Raw genomic sequence first — 13,848 nt, forward strand, 5'->3', positions numbered from 1 at the left:
ACTGGCGATGATAGCCAGTCCTATCTGTTATTTGATTGCTTCTGCAAATCCTTCTGTAATATTTTTTGGACGTGTAATCGCACTGCCCACCACAATAAAGTGTGCACCCAGTTCAAGCGCTCTTGCTGCCTTTGCAGGTGTATCCAATTTTCCTTCCGCAACCACTGGTATCGATATTTTGCCCACCAGTTGTTTTAAAATCGAAAAATCGTTATCAGCAAGGCTGGTCCCTTCCGTTTCAGAAGTATAACCAATTAATGTGGTCGAAACACAGTCAAATCCTAATTCCTCCGCATTGATCGCTTCCTCCATCGTCGACACATCCGCCATCAGCGAAACTTCTGAGGCATGCTCCCGTACGTAAGCAACGAGATCTTCCAGTTGCTCACCGTCGGGCCGCTTTCGCCTGGTCGCATCCATGGCAATCATATCGACTTCTGCATCAAGCAATTCCTTTACTTCCTTTATTTTGGGTGTAATATAAATAGGACTGTCAGCATAATCCTGCTTGACAATGCCGATGACCGGCAAGTCCACTTGTTGTTTAATCTCCATAATGTCCACTGCCGAATTGGCCCGAATGCCAGCCGCTCCTCCTTGAAAAGTAGCCAGTGCCATACGTCCCATAATAAACGAGGAGTGTAATGGCTCATCCTTGAGAGCCTGACAAGACACAACGAGTTGTTTTTCCAATTGGTTTAATACATTCATCTTTTAATTATCCCCTAACGCTTCTTCCACTTCATTTTTTATTCCGGAAACTTCAGGTCCGTAGACAACCTGAACACCATTTCCGCTTGCGATAACACCTTTTGCACCTGTTTTCTTTAAATCATCTTTATTCACGAGATCCGATTGGTGCACGCTGACACGTAAACGAGTGGCGCATGCATCAACATCTTTAATATTTCCTTCACCGCCTAGACCGTCAATAATGGCATTTGCGCGCTCTGTTTTGGTGAAAGTAAATTCTTCCATTTCCTCATCTTCACGGCCCGGTGTTTTGAAATTGAATTTCTTAATCATGAACCGGAACGTGAAATAGTACAGGAAGAACCACACTACACCTATGATCGGTACAATATACCAGTTTGTTTTATCGGCTCCCTGCAGGACTCCAAACAACATTAAGTCAATAAACCCACCGGAAAATGTCTGGCCGATTGTGATTTCAAAAATGTGAGCCAGCATAAAGGCCAATCCATCATAAAATGCATGAATCACGTATAGTACAGGCGCGATAAACAGGAATGAAAATTCAAGTGGTTCGGTAATACCTGTCAGAAATGACGTTAAACCGGCTGACAGCATAAGACCTGCAACCTTCTTTTTGTTCTTCGGCTTGGCTGTATGATAGATGGCAAGCGCTGCACCAAGCAGGCCAAACATCATTGTAATATGACGCCCGGACATAAAGCGAGCCGTACCAATGAAAAATTGATCAACAGCTTCTGGATTTGCTAATTGTGCAAAGAAAATCCGCTGTGTACCTTCTATCAGTGCTCCATCGACAATCATCGAACCACCGAGGCTGGTTGTCCAAAATGGCAGATAAAAAATGTGATGCAGTCCAAATGGTCCCAGCAGTCTTAAAATAAATCCATAAATTAATGTACCAATATAGCCAGTCGCTTCTACCAGTCCGCCTAAAGAGAAAATACCTGATTGAATGATTGGCCACACGAAAAATAGGATAACCCCTAAAATAATAGCTGCAAACGACGTTACAATCGGTATAAAACGTGATCCGCCAAAGAACCCTAAAAACCTTGGGAGTTCAATTTTGTTGTAGCGCTGATGCATCCAATAAGCTACCAATCCTAAAACAACACCACCGAACACACCTGTCTCCAGTGATTGGATACCTAAGGTTACACCTTGACCGGCTTCTGCAATATTCTCCACAGCCAGATCCCCGGTTATCGTCAGCATCGCATTGATAGTAGCATGCATCACCAGAAAACCTAATACTGCCGCAAGACCGGCTGTACCTTTATCAGCCCTTGCCAACCCAATAGCTATCCCGACAGCAAATATGAGAGGCAGATTGGCAAAAACAATATTACCCGCCGAGCTCATAATGGTAAAAATAGCTTGCAGCCAGGCTACATCAAGAAATGGATAAGCCTCTATCGTAGCCGGATTGCTGAAAGCACCGCCAATCCCGAGCAATAACCCCGCTGCAGGCAGAGTTGCAACCGGTAACATAAAAGATTTACCGAAACGCTGCGCCTGTTCAAAAAACGCTTTTCTCTTCATTATTATTCCACCCCGCTTATTTTTGTAAATGGTTTACATATATATAATAATATTGTTAACCATTTTTATCAAGGGGTTCAGCTTTTATTTATTGAATTATTTTGGTTCTCGACGTGCCTTCCTATACAGGATCACTACCTTAACATATCAACAGCGTAAAATTAGCGTATGAATTGATATGTTAAAGTTGGTGAATGCAGAGGAGGAGATGCTACATCTGAAGAAATAAAGAGTTCTATTTACTTTCAGCTGTTTCAAATGCAATTCATAAATGCTCGAAAATCTCGAGGTTTTTAACAGGTTAAGTCTAAGAAGTCTCCCCACAACAAAAACACCTCCAGACTAAAAATTTGGGGTGTTTTTACTTCAGTCATTCTATCAGGAAATAGGATTTCATTCACCACTCGCCGTCACCGAACCAAAAGGAAACACAGAAATAATCACTTCCCCTTCTATATTCTCCCTATGTACATTACCAACCTCATCACTCCTGCTATCCAAACTCTCCCCAGGGGTACGGTTATCCCCCATGACAAAATATTCTCCTTTATCAACGGTTGTTTTCTCCATATCATCTGGCGTGCCTTCTATATAACGCTCATCAATTGGTGCACCATTGACCAGAACCTCTCCATCCGAAATCTCAACAGTTTCACCAGGCATCGCGATGACTCGTTTCATTACACCAAACCCCTGATCACTCTGAAAAATAATAATGTCGTTTCTCTCCGGCGTATAAAACAGATGACTGGTTATAAGAACATCATTACTCTCAAATGTTGGTTCCATCGAGTCGCCGTTGACCACAGTAACGCCAATGACAAAACGAAAGAAGAATAGAATTCCAGCTAACAGAAGTATAAAGTAAACCCAACTGAGAATTGCTGATTTTTTCTTTTTGTCTGGCTGTCTGGTATCCTCAACTGTATTTGCGGTCATATCGATAACCCCCTATTCATTTTCAGGCTGCTCTGTCTCACTTGCTTCTTCATTCGTTTCCAATGTAGCACGAACATGATCCATTTTATCCTTTGCCTCTTGAATGATCTGTTTGAATTCTGCTGCCACATTCTCCTTCTCCTCCGTGCCGTCCAACTCAATATTCGCGATTAATTGATCCGCATGCCCCTGTATTGCCTGGATACTTTTTGCTTTCTCCTGGTCCGTGAACGCATTTAATTGCTCATTCAATTTTTCAATTTCCGGTCGCAATGCTTCCTGCAATCGTTGAGTTTGCTTTTGCTGTTCTGCATCTACCGCTTCCTCAATTTCGCCAATCGACTCTGTTTTTTTCTGGTCAAACCAATTGGTTAGCAAGGATTGAATGTTCTGGTCGGCAAACACAACGTTCAAACTGCTGCCAAAGAAGACGATTAAAACAGCCGCTCCAAGCAGCCACTTTCTTTTCTTTCTATGTGTTTTTCTGTGCATTTCGTTCCTGCTCATTATTAACTCTCCTTGGGAAAATCAGGGCCTCAGACTTGAGGCCCTAACCATCCATTGTTAATTATTCACCAATTCCTGCTACTACTTCATCGAGCTTATTAATCGCTTCATTTTCAAGTGCATTAGCGGAAACAGTGATGATTGTTTGCTGTTCTTGGACGAGATCTTCAAGTAGTGTATCCAATGTGGCACGAAGATCACGAATGGCAAAGTCAATTTGTTGATTAAGATTATAAGTAAGATTGTCACCTCTACTATCCAACTCTGCTTCAATTTCACCCCGCGCATTCTCAATCGCATCTTCCAAATCGGAAACTGCTTGATCTCTAGCGGCGTTCAAATCCGCTGTTACTTTGTTGACAGCTTCTTGTCCTTTAGTTCCTGTATGTGCTGTTAAGTCACCTGTAGCATACGTTTGTGCTTGAACAGCTAATGCTTCAATTTCAGAAGATCCTTCCAAAAAGACATTATAGAACTGTAGTCCCATACCCTCTAATATTTCATCTCTCGTACTTTCTAAGTTTTCTATATGGCTGGTTTTAGCACTTTCAATCGCTGCTTGCGCGCTAGCCGTTTCACTGTCCCTGGTTTCATTAATATCTTCTGTGGCACCATCTTTCATCCCGTTATACTCCGCTGCTAATTCCGGAAGAAGACTTTCCCCATATGCCATGGATTGTTCTTCTGCTGATTCAACAGTTTCTCCAAACGCCTGGTCATACCACGCCTGCAACTGCTCCCCAGCATCCGTGTTCGCAAAAACCAATCCCCCGCTCGTTACAACGCCTACCGCTACTGTACCTGCAATAATTTTTCCTTTTAATGAATTCAATTTCATGTGATTAACTCCCATTCTTTGATTAATTTAGTTGGTTTCGGTTAATAGATCTTCCAGAAATAACCCTACATCCTCGGATATTTCTGCATTAATTTCTTCCTTTTTCGCCCGTTCAAACTCGCTGAAATCCTCATTCAGCAAGGTCTTCTTTGTTTCCTGCAAACGTGTCAAATAGCCGTTCTGGTACACCTCGATGTCTTCCCCGGTCTTCTGAAATGTTGCTAAGTAAAAATCTTCCAAGCCTTTTGCTGCCTTGTCTATCTGTGCATCCCACGATTCCTTCCATTCCTTCACGCTTTCCTGTACAATTATATGTACTTTCTCAGCGTACGCTTGATAGGAGGATTCCCTATTGAGGTTCTTTTCTGCTGAGACGTTTACAGCAAGAGTTGTGCAGATCAACAAAAGTGCAGCTGCGATAACGAATAATTTCCGCATAATCACCACCAGTCCTTTTACATTGTAAGAGCATCTAAAGCCATCCATTGCAGTAGGGTGTAGATGCCCCCTTTGTTCTTTATATAATATATTTTATTCTTTATAAAGAACAACTAACAAAAGTATAGATGGATATATTCAAAATGAAAACCCGCAAATATGCTTAAATTCTTTATATAGAACAAAATACCTTCCAATCCCTCAACAATCCTTTGTTTTACTTATAATTACGATTTTTTGACCATAATTTGTTTACTTTAAAGAACGATATGCACGTCTTCACAACTACAATCGCAGGAACGCCGGATTCGGTGGCATAGAATTTTTAATAAACCATGCCGCTTTTCTCCTCTTTATTTCGATTTATAGAAAAAAGGCTATGTTCCTTACCAGACTTTTGATAAAATAAAGAAAACAAAACGAAAGGGCGGATGAATTGATGCTCGATTTACTAAATAACTACTCATCATGCAACAAAACCAAATGAGGTAGATTATTTAGCATCGTTCGGTGAATCACCCTCATTTGGCATTTTTAAATAAAAGTGAGGGACATAATGAAATTACTATCGAACAGCGCGTTTCTGATGTTATTCGCGGGACGGATTTTAACCAATATGGCGGATAGCATTTACTATATCGCTGCCATGTGGATTGTTTACGATTTGACCGGAAACGCATTTTATACGGGGTTAGCCGGCTTTTTAACATCGCTGCCTTGGGCGTTGCAATTTTTCACGGGGCCACTTGTTGACAAGTGGGCCACGAAATCCGTTCTTGTGTGGACACAGTTCATCCAAGGGATATTGCTTGCCGTGATCCCTTTGTTGGCTATGCTGGATTGGCTAACCGTTACAGCGGTTTTGATCTTGCTGCCGATCATCTCGATGACTCAGCAATTTGTCTACCCGGCACAAACCAAAGCATTGCCGCAAATCGTGAAAAAAGATGAATTGGTGACAGCTAATTCCTATTTTTCTTTTGCTTACCAGGGTATTGATTTTATCCTAAATGCAGCAGCAGGGGTGTTTGTCGCTCTCATTGGCGTGATCGCGCTGTTTGCGGTGGATTCCTTGCTGTTTATCATCGCTGCCATGTTATTTATGATGCTTCGATTGCCAAAAAGGGCACAGAAGAAAGCCGAAAAAAATAGGTTAGCAGAAAGTTTGAAGCAATACAGGAAGGACTTGCAATCAGGCTTTCACTATGTCTTCCGCTCCGTACTCGGCTTATTTACACTCGGCGCCATCATTACCAACTTCGCCATTGGAGGCATTATGGCTTTGTTGCCAGCATTCGCCGATCTTCAAGGCGGGGCTGCACTTTATGGGTATTATCTGGCAGTCATGTCGGTTGGCGGCTTGCTTGGAGCGTTACTTGCCCCTCGGGTGCGTGGTATACGAATGGGTGCTTTTTATATTACCGCTTTTAGTTTGGCGGCCATGTGCTGGGCTGTTTCGGCGACAACCACTTCTCCAATGGTTAGTTTAATTTTCTTTGGGCTTGTCTGGGTTCCTGTCGGTGTATCCAATGTGATTGTTCCGACTGCCATTCAAACGGCAGTTCCCGGGACTTTTCTGGGCAGAGTGAATTCCGTATCCGTCAGCGTGAGCAATGTTTCCATGCCGCTGGGTTCCCTTATTGGCGGGTACATGGGCATGGTATTGGATATCCGAATTGCCTTTTTGCTTTTCGGGCTGGTGTTGGCGCTTGAGGTTGTGATTTGGCTAAGTCATCCGACGTTGCGCGGGTTGCCAAAGATGGAGGAGCTTTCTGCGGAGAGTTTGCGGTTGCCGGGGTTTGATGAGCGAGGATCTTGAAAAAAGTAAGAAAGCACCTGTTTATGATAGAAGACATTCATGAACAGGTGCTTTGATTATTAGACTTGAGAAAAGGCAACAGTACCACTTCCAGGAAAGGTACTCCTATCGGTACTTTCTCACTAAAATTATGTTGATCATGGATATGATAAGAGCAATACCTGATATGGTTAGAGCAAGTGCTATCATGAGAATCACCCCTTGCAGTTGATTTTTTTGAATAAAGAAGGTATGATGGACATAGAATGATGGATAGGAAAGGGAAATTAATCCCTTTCCAGTTGGTAGAGAACTCTAACGTTGATGGCGTTTAGAGTTCTTTTTCTTCTTACGCCTTTGCTCACCCGTAATCGCAATCAAATTGACGATTGCAACAAACAGATTCACAATAGACGCAATCAGAATTAAAACCTGTTCCATCTTCTATCACCCCCTTCCATAAAGGGAATGGAAGGCATCATACCTTCAACTTTTATTATATACAACTACACATAGACAATCAATCATAAAAATGGCATTTATCTGCAAATTCATTTTGATTTTTATAAAAAGCACCTTTCTTTGGGATTAATCGCGGAGAAAAACAGGGCTCAGCTTGGATGAAGTGAAAGAATTAGTTAAGGAGTCCCGAAAGAGAGCGTAGAGATACGCTTTCTTTTTTTGTGGATTGATGGCAGCTCTGTCCAATTGTCTTTTACTTCTGCTTATTGCAAATAAACGATCCATAAGGAATAATACGCTTACCTTCTTTCCATTGATTTTCTTTAATCGGAACAGAGCTGAACATCACTAAATTTCCATGAAATTAACTGCTTTAAAATAGAACGTATTTTCCTTTTATGCTATAATACAAGTATCCCCCAATTGAAAGGGGGTGTTAAATATGGAGATTGTGGCATTAGTCGCAGCTATTGTTGGTTTGTCCACAGCGTTGGTTAATCTAATAATCACGCTACTCAACATCAAGAGAAAAAAAGACCATCGCTCTAGCCAGCGATAGTCAGGACTGTCCTTGAGCGAGGGAATTAATTTCCCTTGCTCCTCCGTATTATACTTTTATTATAACTGGTTTATACATAAAAAACAAGAAAGATGGGATGTATTATGACAACCTGGGCAATTGTATTGTCATTTTCAGCCATTTTTATATCACTAGTATCTCTACTTATAACGCTCAAAATCAACGCGAATAAACATTAAATAGAGAGACAACCGACAAGAAATACATTGTCTGCCTCCATTGTAGGTTTTTATCAAAAGATAGAAAAGGACAGAGCTACACACCCTGCCCCTAAACCATTTAAACAAACATACTCAAAATCAATGCCACTCCAAATCCGACAAACCCGATAATGGTTTCCATTACTGTCCAGGTTTTCAGTGTGTCTTTCTCGGACAGGCCGAGGAATCGGTTGACCAGCCAGAAACCGGAATCGTTTACGTGTGAAGCAATCGTTGCACCGGAGGCGATCGTGATTACCATCAATGCAAGCATTGGACCTTCAATCCCGAGTGTGTCAATAACAGGTGAAACCAAACTTGCTGCGGTAACCATCGCAACTGTTGCCGACCCCTGTGCTATACGAACAGCTCCGGATACGATGAATGCAAATACTAGAATAGGCATGTTCAGGTTGGTCATAGTATCAGCTATAATATCTCCAATGCCAGTTTCAACCAGTACCTGACCAAAAACTCCACCAGCACCAGTAATGAGAATGATGATACCAGCTGGTTCCAAGGCTTTAGTTGCAATCTCCTGTATTTCATCTTTCGAATAGCCGCGGCGTGTACCAAGCAAATAGAATGTCAGTAATGCGGTGATCGTTAAAGCAACACCAGGGTTACCAACGAATGTCAGCGCTGACCGCAGTGTACTTCCTTCTGGAAGCGAAGCACTTGTAAACGTGTTCAGCAAAATCAGGAACAATGGCAAAAGAATCAATGAAGCAATCATCCTGAAGCTGGGCAAGTCTTTATCGTATACTTTGCCGCGCGCTTCATCAGCCATGTTCTTCAGCATTTCTTTCGGGACTTCTACATGAATTTTTTTGGATATATACGTCCCAAAAATCGGACCGGCAATGATTGCTGCTGGAATACCTGCAATTAAACCGAACAGGATAACCCAGCCAAGGTTCGCGCCCAAAAGCGACGATACTGCAATCGGTCCTGGGGTCGGTGGCACAAAACTGTGTGTTACCGCAAGACCGGCAAGCAGCGGAATTGCGAAGAACAGCAGTGATTTTTTCGTTTTCTGTGCCAGACTGTATAAAATAGGGATTAAGATAACAAATGCGACATCGAGAAATACCGGAATCGAAATAATAAAACCGGTCAGCATCAGCGCCCAGTTAACGCGCTTTTCGCCGAATTTGTCCATCAGTGTCATCGCCAGACGCTCGGCACCACCGGATGCTTTCAAAATTTCACCGAACATTGCGCCAACACCGATGATAATTGCAACTTCAGCGACTGTGCCTCCCATTCCATCACTGACAGCCTGTAACACTTCTTCCGGACTCATGCCGGACAATAACCCAATTAAATAACTGACAACAAGCAGTGCAATAAACGCCTGCAGTTTTGTTTTCATAACGAGGAATAGCAATAACGCTACTCCAAATACAGCAAGTAAAATCAGCCCTGTTGAGGACATGTCTCTTCTCCTCCATTTTCATTAATTTTTTCTATTCTCCTCAAGTTACCACTCTGCAACCGTACCATCGGTATTCCGCCAAATCGGATTCTTCCACTGGTGCCCTTTTTTGGCCGCTTCCATCACCCGTTCTTCATCTATCTCTACCCCAAGACCCGCGCCATTAGGAATTTTCACGGAACCCTTTTCATATTCAAATACGCTTGGGTTAATAAGATAATCCAACAGGTCGCTCCCCTGATTGTAGTGAATGCCAAGGCTTTGCTCCTGAATGATGCAATTTGGTGTACAAGCATCCAGCTGAAGCGATGCAGCAAGGTTGATCGGGCCAAGTGGTGCGTGTGGTGCAACCGCCACGTCAAACGTTTCTGCCATGGCAGCTATCTTTTTCGCTTCCAAAATTCCACCAGCATGCGATAAGTCCGGCTGGATAATATCGACCACTCCATCTGTCAGCATTTGCTTAAAGCCCCAGCGCGTATAGTTGCGCTCACCAGCAGCAATCGGTGTTGCCGTGTAGTTAGCAATATCCCGAAACGCTTCCACATTCTCTGCAAGGACTGGTTCTTCGATAAACATCGGCCGGTATGGCTCCAGTTCTTTCACGAGAATCTTGGCCATTGCCTTATGCACGCGCCCGTGAAAATCAATGCCGATGCCAAAGTCATTTCCGACTGCCTCACGAATCGCTGCAACACGATGGACCGCAGCATCCACCTTCGAATAGCTGTCGATATAATTCATTTCCTCGGTACCATTCATTTTGATTGCTGTAAAACCGGCACCCGCCTTTTCCTTAGCGGCAGCTCCGACATCCTGTGGCCGGTCCCCGCCAATCCATGAATAGACTTGGATACTGTCACGGACCGCTCCGCCAAGCATTTCATAGACCGGCATATGGTAATACTTCCCCTTAATATCCCAGAGTGCCTGCTCTATTCCGGAAATAGCACTCATCAAAATGGGGCCGCCACGATAAAAGCCACCGCGGTATAATACCTGAAAATGGTCTTCAATATTACGAGGATCCTTGCCGATGAGGTAATCCATCAATTCGGTCACAGCGGCACCAACCGTATGGGCACGGCCTTCGATAATCGGCTCTCCCCATCCGCTGACCCCTTCGTCTGTTTCGATTTTTAAAAACAACCACCGTGGTTCTATCTGGTACAGTTTAAAATCGGTAATTTTCATCGTTACACACCTTCAATCGCATCGATAAATTGCTTCGCTTTTGCTGTCAATTCTTTCAAACGCTCAGCTGTCTGCGGTGAACCGGTCTTAACCAGTGCACCGCCAAGTCCTGCTGCCACAGCACCTTTTTCAAAATACTGCCGGACATTGGAGAGGTCTACTCCCCCGGTCGGCATCAGCGGGATGTGAGGCAATGGACCATGGACATCTTTTATATATCCGGGACCCATGGCACCTGCCGGAAAAACTTTGACAAGATCTGCTCCATGCTCATATGCCGTCAGGATTTCCGTCGGTGTCATCGCGCCAGGTATACTGACCACCCCATACCGTTTCGTCATTTTAATGGTGTCGGTATTAACGGTCGGGGAAAAGATGAACTGAGAACCTGCCATAATGGCGGTTCTGGCTGACTCTGGATCCAAGACAGTACCAGCACCAACAATCATCTCCCCATCGAACGCATTCGCTACTTCACGGATGACCGTTTCCACTTTTGGTGTGTCCATCGTTATTTCCATGATGCGAATTCCGCCATCAAATAGTGCCTCAGCTATTGGTATCACCTCGTCCGGATCCGCACCGCGAACCACTGCAACCAGCTTTTCATCCATGATTTTTTGCAATGTATTTTTCATTAAAATCGGCTCCTTATCGTTCGACATCGCCATGTTCCCGGTTATCCATAAAGTCCAGGAGGCGTTCTTTTTCCGGTAATCCTTCCACATCACCAGCTGCCATCGTCACCATTGCTCCAACGGCATTCGCTCGTTGTACTGCTTCAGGTACATCCAATCCATCAAGCAATCCCGATAGAAAACCGGCAGAGAACCCGTCCCCGGCACCGACCGGATCGACAACCTCGGAAACGCTGAACCCTTCTGCATAACCATCCATATCCCGGTCCAGATAATAAGCACCTTCCTTGCCCAGTTTCATAATGACAACGGTTGGGCCATGTTCCTGAAATCGTTGCGCCAATTTTTCCGGCGAACCCTCTCCAAAGAGAAATTTCGCCTCATCCATTCCCGGCAGTACGATGTCGGCTTTTGAACTCAACTCAAGCAAAACGGTCCTTGCCCTTTCTTCCGGCCAAAGTTTTCGCCTTACATTCGGATCAAAAACGACAGTCACATTATGTCTTTTCGCATAGTCAATAGCAGTTAAAACGGATTCATAACAGCTATCACTCAGAGCTGGTGTAATTCCAGTCACATGCAAAAATTTCGCACCGGCAATGTAGGATTCATCGATATCTTCCGGCTTCATTTTGCTTGCCGCTGAACCTTTCCGGTAATACTTCACCCGCCATTCACCGGGGCTGAGTTTTTCCTTGAAAAAAAGACCGGTATCAGCCGTTTCATCAAAGGTTACCCGACTGACATCAACACCTTCCCCGCGAATAAACGCACGGATTTTTTTACCGAATTCGTCATTGCCAACTCGGCTGATCCACCCAGACTCAGACCCGAGACGTGAAAGGCCAATTGCCACGTTCGATTCGGCACCAGCAATCCGCGCTGAAAAACGATCAGCATACCGCATTGGACCGGGACTTTCCGGGCTGAAAAGCGCCATGGTTTCGCCAAGTGTCACAACATCCATCAACATCACCTCTTTCGCTGGCCGTCAATCCTCACCTAAATGTTTTTCCTGAAACGCTGCGATGCTTTCATATTCCTCGGTCAAGAGCCGGGAAAGCCGGATATAAATTGGCAGCAATTCCCGGTAAACATTTGTTGTTTCCGCCTCCGGATAATGTGTGTTCGTCTGACCAATCATTTCCGAAACAATGCTGAAATCGTCAATTTCACCGGTCGCGTACATGCCAAGGACAACAGCACCGAGACAGGAACTTTCAAAGCTTTCCGGAACAATGACGGGCTTGTCGAAAATATCGGCCATCATTTGCCGCCACGTTTCCGACCGGGCAAAACCGCCTGTAGCCTGAATACTTTTCGGCTCACCGGTCAATTCTTCAAGCGCCAAGAGCACCGAGTACAGGTTGTAAAGGGTACCTTCCAGCACCGCCCGGATCATGTGCTCTTTCTTATGATGAATGCTCAAGCCGAAAAACGATCCGCGCGCATTGGCATTCCAGATTGGCGCACGCTCTCCTTTTAAGTACGGGTGAAAAATCAGCCCATCCGCGCCGGGATTCACACCGGACGCAATTTTGGTCAGCACATCATACGGGTCAATCGCCAACCGCTTGGCTGTTTCCACTTCCGCGGCAGCGAACTCATCCCGGAGCCACCGTAAAATAATCCCGCCATTGTTGACCGGTCCGCCAATGACCCAATGTTTTTCCGTCAGCGCATAGCAGAAAATCCGTCCTTTTGGATCCGTTTTTGGCTCACTATAAACGGTCCGAATGGCTCCGCTCGTCCCAATGGTGACCGCAATGACACCTTCTTCCATCGCATTCACCCCGAGATTTGACAGAACGCCATCCGTTGCGCCGATAACGAACGGAACATCCGCATCAATCCCCATGTATGTACGGTATTCTTCATTCACTCCGCTCATCTGATGAACGGTCGGAACAATCTCCGACAACTGCTTTGGTGAAATACCCGCCAAGTCAAGTGCTGCCTCATCCCAGTCAAGCGTTTGCAAATGAAACAATCCGGTAGCAGATGCCATCGAATAATCGACCACATACTCTCCAAAAAGTTGATGAAAAACATATTCTTTAATCGAAATAAATTTCCGTGCCTTGCTGAAGATCTCGGGCTCCTCATGTCTCATCCAAACCAGTTTTGCCAGCGGAGACATGGGGTGAATGGGGGTTCCGGTCCGCAAATAGATCTCATGGCCATCATGTTCTTCTTTAATCTTCCGGGCATAGTCAGCTGCCCGTGTATCCGCCCATGTAATGCTGTTCGTCAACAATTCATCATTGTCACCAATCGCAATCAAACTGTGCATGGCCGAGCTGAATGAAATCAGACGAAGTTCACCGGCAGAAACATTGCCTTTCCAGACTGTCTCCCGGATCACTCCCAGCACCGCATGGAATATCTCTTCCGGATCCTGTTCAGCCACCAGCGTATCCGGTGTATGGAGCGGATAATTGATGGTATGGGACGCCTCCACTTCCCCGCTTTTCCGGTACAGAACCGCTTTTGTACTCGTGGTTCCAATGTCCACGCCCAGATATAAGTCTTGCTGCTTCATCGGTCTTCCTCCTTG

13 protein-coding genes are annotated in these 13,848 nt (G+C 44.6%); 1 reads left to right on the top strand and 12 read right to left on the bottom strand.

Features of this window, described 5'->3' with window-relative positions; all coding sequences use genetic code 11:
* Nucleotides 1–27: 27 nt before the first annotated feature.
* The 6 genes from CEG13_RS09325 to CEG13_RS09350 form a co-directional block, all read right to left on the bottom strand.
* Complete coding sequence (locus CEG13_RS09325) at nucleotides 28–711, bottom strand: N-acetylmannosamine-6-phosphate 2-epimerase (RefSeq protein WP_100011611.1); 684 nt, start codon at nucleotides 709–711, stop codon at nucleotides 28–30.
* A 3-nt stretch (nucleotides 712–714) separates the two neighbouring features.
* Entirely contained in the window at nucleotides 715–2,259 is a 1,545-nt protein-coding gene (gene ptsG / locus CEG13_RS09330; RefSeq protein ID WP_100011612.1) for a glucose-specific PTS transporter subunit IIBC, read from the bottom strand.
* Between the two features lie 393 nt (nucleotides 2,260–2,652).
* Nucleotides 2,653–3,198: a signal peptidase I gene (lepB, locus tag CEG13_RS09335; RefSeq protein WP_100011613.1), complete on the bottom strand. Its 546-nt coding sequence runs from the start codon at nucleotides 3,196–3,198 to the stop codon at nucleotides 2,653–2,655.
* Between the two features lie 12 nt (nucleotides 3,199–3,210).
* Nucleotides 3,211–3,705 (bottom strand): hypothetical protein, encoded by a 495-nt coding sequence (locus CEG13_RS09340; protein WP_100011614.1) that lies wholly within the window; start codon nucleotides 3,703–3,705, stop codon nucleotides 3,211–3,213.
* 61 nt (nucleotides 3,706–3,766) lie between these two features.
* On the bottom strand, nucleotides 3,767–4,543 hold the full coding sequence (locus tag CEG13_RS09345; RefSeq protein WP_100011615.1) for a hypothetical protein: 777 nt from the start codon (nucleotides 4,541–4,543) through the stop codon (nucleotides 3,767–3,769).
* 27 nt (nucleotides 4,544–4,570) lie between these two features.
* On the bottom strand, nucleotides 4,571–4,981 hold the full coding sequence (locus CEG13_RS09350) for a hypothetical protein (protein WP_143469660.1): 411 nt from the start codon (nucleotides 4,979–4,981) through the stop codon (nucleotides 4,571–4,573).
* A 556-nt stretch (nucleotides 4,982–5,537) separates the two neighbouring features.
* Between CEG13_RS09350 and CEG13_RS09355 the strand changes: the two genes are divergently transcribed.
* On the top strand, nucleotides 5,538–6,800 hold the full coding sequence (locus CEG13_RS09355; RefSeq protein WP_100011617.1) for an MFS transporter: 1,263 nt from the start codon (nucleotides 5,538–5,540) through the stop codon (nucleotides 6,798–6,800).
* A 294-nt stretch (nucleotides 6,801–7,094) separates the two neighbouring features.
* On the opposite strand, the gene CEG13_RS19250 is transcribed toward CEG13_RS09355, so the two are convergent.
* The 6 genes from CEG13_RS19250 to gntK all read right to left on the bottom strand — a co-directional run bounded on the left by CEG13_RS19250 (nucleotide 7,095) and on the right by gntK (nucleotide 13,833).
* Nucleotides 7,095–7,220, bottom strand: a complete 126-nt coding sequence (locus tag CEG13_RS19250) for a hypothetical protein (protein WP_275661803.1) — start codon at nucleotides 7,218–7,220, stop codon at nucleotides 7,095–7,097.
* A gap of 880 nt (nucleotides 7,221–8,100) precedes the next feature.
* The gene (locus CEG13_RS09360; protein WP_100011618.1) at nucleotides 8,101–9,459 is read right to left on the bottom strand and encodes a GntP family permease; all 1,359 of its coding nucleotides are present in this window, start codon (nucleotides 9,457–9,459) and stop codon (nucleotides 8,101–8,103) included.
* A gap of 45 nt (nucleotides 9,460–9,504) precedes the next feature.
* Complete coding sequence (dgoD, locus tag CEG13_RS09365; RefSeq protein WP_100011619.1) at nucleotides 9,505–10,653, bottom strand: galactonate dehydratase; 1,149 nt, start codon at nucleotides 10,651–10,653, stop codon at nucleotides 9,505–9,507.
* Between the two features lie 2 nt (nucleotides 10,654–10,655).
* Nucleotides 10,656–11,291, bottom strand: coding sequence for a bifunctional 4-hydroxy-2-oxoglutarate aldolase/2-dehydro-3-deoxy-phosphogluconate aldolase (locus CEG13_RS09370; protein ID WP_100011620.1), 636 nt, complete (start codon nucleotides 11,289–11,291; stop codon nucleotides 10,656–10,658).
* Nucleotides 11,292–11,304: 13 nt separating this feature from the next.
* Entirely contained in the window at nucleotides 11,305–12,258 is a 954-nt protein-coding gene (locus CEG13_RS09375; RefSeq protein WP_100011621.1) for a sugar kinase, read from the bottom strand.
* Between the two features lie 24 nt (nucleotides 12,259–12,282).
* Nucleotides 12,283–13,833: a gluconokinase gene (gene gntK / locus CEG13_RS09380; RefSeq protein WP_100011622.1), complete on the bottom strand. Its 1,551-nt coding sequence runs from the start codon at nucleotides 13,831–13,833 to the stop codon at nucleotides 12,283–12,285.
* Nucleotides 13,834–13,848: the final 15 nt, after the last annotated feature.

Origin of the sequence: Lentibacillus sediminis (genome assembly GCF_002763455.1) — a bacterium.
In the GTDB taxonomy this organism is placed as follows: domain Bacteria; phylum Bacillota; class Bacilli; order Bacillales; family Amphibacillaceae; genus Lentibacillus_D; species Lentibacillus_D sediminis_A.